We start from the raw sequence: 4,227 nt of genomic DNA, 5'->3' as shown, positions 1-4,227 counted from the left end.
CCCGGCCCGGCCCGGCCCGCCCGCGGACGACGGTGCGCCGGACGCCGAGAGGGCGGAGAACACCCTCGGCACCCTGCTGGCCGGGCTGGACGTCGCCGTGCTGCCGGTCGACCTGGCCGCCGAACTCGAGGACGTGTCCGACAGGGTCGCGATGGCGCGGAGTTTCTACAACGACGCGGTCCGCGACACCAGGACCCTGCGCGAGAAGGGGACCGTCAGGGCGCTCCGACTCGCGGGGCGCGCCCCGATGCCCGACTACGTCGAACTCGTCGACCACCCACACGCGGGAGGCTGACCCGGCGCGGTGGGGCGGCGGTTGGGGAACCGAGGTCAGGGCGACCTACACTGGACGCCTACTACGAGTCATCGACGCCAGGAAAGGCCTATTTCGTGAGCGAGCCGCAGTCCACCGAGAACACCACCGGAACCGCACGCGTCAAGCGAGGTATGGCCGAGATGCTCAAGGGTGGCGTCATCATGGACGTCGTGACCGCCGAGCAGGCGAAGATCGCCGAGGACGCCGGCGCCGTGGCCGTCATGGCCCTCGAGCGGGTCCCCGCGGACATCCGCGCGCAGGGTGGTGTCGCCCGGATGAGCGACCCCGACCTCATCGACGGGATCATCGAGGCCGTCTCCATCCCCGTGATGGCCAAGGCCCGTATCGGCCACTTCGTCGAGGCACGGATCCTCCAGGCGCTCGGCGTGGACTACGTCGACGAGTCCGAGGTCCTCACCCCGGCCGACTACGCCAACCACATCGACAAGTTCGAGTTCACCGTGCCGTTCGTCTGTGGCGCCACCAACCTCGGCGAGGCGCTGCGGCGCATCACCGAGGGCGCGGCGATGATCCGCTCCAAGGGCGAGGCAGGTACGGGTGACGTGTCCAACGCCACCACGCACATGCGCAAGATCCGCCAGGAGATCCGCCGCCTGCAGAACCTGCCCGAGGACGAGCTCTACGTGGCCGCCAAGGAGCTCCAGGCGCCGTACGACCTGGTCAAGGAGGTGGCGCGCAACGGCAAGCTCCCCGTGGTGCTGTTCACCGCCGGCGGCATCGCCACCCCCGCCGACGCCGCGATGATGATGCAGCTCGGCGCCGAGGGCGTGTTCGTCGGCTCGGGGATCTTCAAGTCCGGCAACCCGTCCGAGCGCGCGAAGGCGATCGTCAAGGCCACCACCTTCCACGACGACCCGGAGACCCTGGCGAAGATCTCCCGTGGCCTGGGCGAGGCCATGGTGGGCATTAACGTGGACGACATCCCGGAGCCGCACCGGCTCGCCGAGCGGGGCTGGTGACCCACCGGTGGCCAAGATCGAGGACATCCTCGCGATCGAGCGCATCGACCGCGATCTCTACCGCGGTCACCCGATCGAGACCCACCTGCAGCGCACCTTCGGCGGCCAGGTCGCCGGTCAGACCCTGACCGCCGCGGTCAGCACCGTCGACGACGACAAGCACGTCCATTCGCTCCACGGTTACTTCATCCGGCCGGGGATCCCGTCGGCTCCCACCGTCTTCCAGGTGGACCGGCTGCGGGACGGTCGGAGCTTCGCCACCCGGCGGGTCACCGCGATCCAGGAGGGCGAGCCCATCTTCTCGATGTCGGCCTCCTTCCACCTCCGCGACCAGGAGGGGATCGAGCATCAGGACCCGATTCCCGACGTGATCGACGCCGAGGAGATCCCCGCGCCGCGGTACGAGGACCTGGACGAGACCCACCGTGTCTTCGTGGACGAGTGGGCGCAGTGGGACATCCGGATGGTGCCGCCCGACAAGCTCCGCGGATCCTCGCAGATCGCCTCACAGCAGAGGGTGTGGTTCCGGTGCGTGGACGAACTGCCGGACGACCCCAACTTCCACGTGTGCACGCTCGCCTACATGTCGGACATGACCCTGCTGAGCTCGGCCAAGGTCATCCACCCCGATGAGCCCACCCAGGACGCCTCCCTGGACCACGCGATGTGGTTCCTGCGCCCGTTCCGGGCCGACGACTGGCTGCTGTACGACCAGACGTCCCCGTCCGCCTTCGGCGGCCGGGCCCTCACCCAGGGCCGCATCTTCGACCGGACGGGGCGCCTCGTCGCGGCGGTCACCCAGGAGGGGTTGTCGCGTCGCCTCCGGGAGGGGGCGCAGCCCTTCCCTGTGGACCTGTCGGGCACCGGGTCCGACCGCACCGCAGCCGCCCGCGGGGACGCCGGTTCCCGCGGGGACCACAGGTGAGCGCGGCGAATCGCCCCCGGATCGGCGTGCTCGCCCTCCAGGGCGACGTCGCCGAACACCTGCGCCACCTGGAGACCGTCGGGGCGGAGGCCGTCACCGTGCGCCGCCGATCGGAGCTGGACACGGTCGACGGGCTCGTGCTGCCCGGCGGTGAGTCGACCGCGATGAGCCGCCTACTGGACGTGTACGACATGTACCAGCCGGTGTCCGAGCGGATCTCGGGCGGGATGCCCGTGTACGGCTCGTGCGCGGGGATGATCCTGCTGGCCTCCGTGGTGCTCGACACCCGCCCGGACGCCACGTGGTTCTCCGCCATCGACATGACCGTCCGGCGCAACGCCTTCGGGCGGCAGGTCGACTCGTTCGAGGCCGACCTCGTCGTCGACGCCCTCGGCCCCGACCCGTTTCGGACGGTCTTCATCCGGGCACCGTGGGTGGAGACGGTGGGACCGGACGTCGAGGTACTCGCCGGCGTCCGCGCCTCGGACGGCGAGGATCACGTGGTCGCGGTGCGCCAGGGCAACGCCCTCGCGACCTCGTTCCACCCCGAGGTCACCGACGACGTGCGCGTCCATCGGTACTTCCTCGACATGGTCAGGGCGGCGACCTCGTAGAGTGGGCCGTCAGCGACACCCGTAAGTCACCCGGAGGTCATCCAGGCCTCACCCCAGACACCCCGGAGGGCGGAACTCCCCATGTCAGGCCATTCCAAGTGGGCCACCACCAAGCACAAGAAGGCGGCGATCGACTCCAAGCGCGGCAAGCTCTTCGCCAAACTCGTCAAGAACATCGAGGTGGCGGCCCGCACGGGTGGCGGTGACCCCGACGGCAACCCGACGCTGTTCGACGCCATCCAGAAGGCCAAGAAGAACTCGGTCCCGGGCGACAACGTCGAGCGCGCGCGGCGGCGCGGCGCCGGCGAGGAGGCCGGCGGCGCCGACTGGGAGACGATCATGTACGAGGGCTACGGCCCGAACGGCGTGGCGATGCTCATCGAGTGCCTCACGGACAACCGCAACCGCGCGGCCATGGAGGTCCGCACGGCCATGACCCGTAACGGCGGCAACCTGGCCGACCCGGGCTCCGTGGCCTACCTCTTCGCCCGGAAGGGTGAGATCGTCCTGGACAAGGGCGAGCTCGAGGAGGACGACGTCCTGATGGCGGTGCTCGAGGCGGGGGCCGAGGAGGTCAACGACCTCGGCGACCGCTTCGAGGTCATCTGCGAACCCACCGACCTCGTCCAGGTCCGCACGGCGCTCCAGGAGGCCGGGATCGACTACGACTCGGCCGAGTCGGGCTTCCGGGCCTCCGTCGAGGTCACCGTCGACGCCGAGGGGGCGGGGAAGATCTTCCGCCTGATCGACGCGCTCGAGGACTCCGACGACGTCCAGAACGTCTACTCGAACGTGGATATCCCCGACGACGTGCTGGCGGCCCTGGACTCCTGACGGCCGCGTCGCTGGTAGGGTCTCGAACGTAGGTTCTACCACTGGTCGGCGGAGGTTCGATGCGCGTCATGGGAGTGGACCCCGGGCTGACCCGGTGCGGTCTCGCGTTGATCGAGACGGCACCGGGCCGCGCCGTCACCGCTCTCGACGTGGACGTGGTGCGGACGAGTGCGGACGAACCGCTCGAGCGTCGCCTGCGGGCGGTGCACGAGGTGGCCGACGAGTGGATGGCCGTTCACCGGCCCGACGTGGTGGCCATCGAGCGTGTGTTCGCCCAGAACCAGGTGTCCACCGCGATGGGCACGGCGCAGGCGGCCGGGGTCGTGGCCATGGCCGCGGCGTACCGGGACATCCCGGTCGCGTTCCACACCCCCTCCGAGGTCAAGGCCGCCGTCACGGGCAGCGGTCGCGCCGACAAGAAGCAGATGACCCTGATGATCACGCGGATCCTCGGCCTCCAGAAGCCCCCGAGCCCGGCGGACGCCGCGGACGCCCTGGCGCTGGCGGTCTGCCACAGCTGGCGGGCGCCCATGCAGGGCCGGGTGGCCGCGCTCGACG

The 4,227-nt window shown here is 70.3% G+C and carries 5 protein-coding genes and 1 pseudogene; all 6 read left to right on the top strand.

The window, feature by feature from the left end:
- Window positions 1–295: pseudogene (locus G6020_RS06595) on the top strand (NUDIX hydrolase); the annotation flags it as partial.
- A 95-nt stretch (window positions 296–390) separates the two neighbouring features.
- Window positions 391–1,296: a pyridoxal 5'-phosphate synthase lyase subunit PdxS gene (pdxS, locus tag G6020_RS06590; RefSeq protein ID WP_182610073.1), complete on the top strand. Its 906-nt coding sequence runs from the start codon at window positions 391–393 to the stop codon at window positions 1,294–1,296.
- A gap of 7 nt (window positions 1,297–1,303) precedes the next feature.
- A complete protein-coding gene (locus tag G6020_RS06585; protein WP_179525381.1) occupies window positions 1,304–2,221 on the top strand; it encodes an acyl-CoA thioesterase II in 918 nt (305 codons plus the stop codon).
- The gene (pdxT, locus tag G6020_RS06580) at window positions 2,218–2,835 is read left to right on the top strand and encodes a pyridoxal 5'-phosphate synthase glutaminase subunit PdxT (protein WP_179525380.1); all 618 of its coding nucleotides are present in this window, start codon (window positions 2,218–2,220) and stop codon (window positions 2,833–2,835) included. Before G6020_RS06585 ends, pdxT begins: the two co-directional genes overlap by 4 nt.
- 81 nt (window positions 2,836–2,916) lie before the next feature.
- Window positions 2,917–3,669, top strand: coding sequence for a YebC/PmpR family DNA-binding transcriptional regulator (locus G6020_RS06575; protein WP_182610072.1), 753 nt, complete (start codon window positions 2,917–2,919; stop codon window positions 3,667–3,669).
- 59 nt (window positions 3,670–3,728) lie between these two features.
- Window positions 3,729–4,227, top strand: a 499-nt coding sequence (gene ruvC, locus G6020_RS06570; protein WP_182610071.1) for a crossover junction endodeoxyribonuclease RuvC, incomplete at its 3' end; no start/stop codon positions are given.

Source organism: Dietzia sp. B19 (assembly GCF_014145155.1).
In the GTDB taxonomy this organism is placed as follows: domain Bacteria; phylum Actinomycetota; class Actinomycetes; order Mycobacteriales; family Mycobacteriaceae; genus Dietzia; species Dietzia natronolimnaea.
This window is presented reverse-complemented; position numbering and strand designations above follow the sequence as displayed.